Raw genomic sequence first — 272 nt, 5'->3', positions numbered from 1 at the left:
GCTATTAAGCATATCAGTACGCGCCAAAGCGGTAAAAAGTCTCTAAAAAGCACCCTGCAATTCAGCTTAGCTAACCGTCAAAAGCTCACAATAGACCTATGGGATAGCTATAACCTCTCGCTCTACAGCATCAATACGTGCGAATTAGTGCAAGACAATCGTGGCCACTGGTATGCTTGTATCACCGTCAAAGAATTTCCAAAAACAGTTTGTGGCATGGGCCAAGTCGGTATTGATTTAGGCTGTAAAGATGCCGCAGTCACTAGTGAAGG

At 44.5% G+C, this 272-nt stretch carries 1 pseudogene; it reads left to right on the top strand.

The annotated features are described in order from the left end of the window. Positions 1-272, top strand: a pseudogene (locus J3492_RS13105) (RNA-guided endonuclease InsQ/TnpB family protein); the annotation flags it as partial.

This window comes from Psychrobacter coccoides, assembly GCF_017498085.1.
In the GTDB taxonomy this organism is placed as follows: Bacteria; Pseudomonadota; Gammaproteobacteria; order Pseudomonadales; family Moraxellaceae; genus Psychrobacter; species Psychrobacter coccoides.
This window is presented reverse-complemented; position numbering and strand designations above follow the sequence as displayed.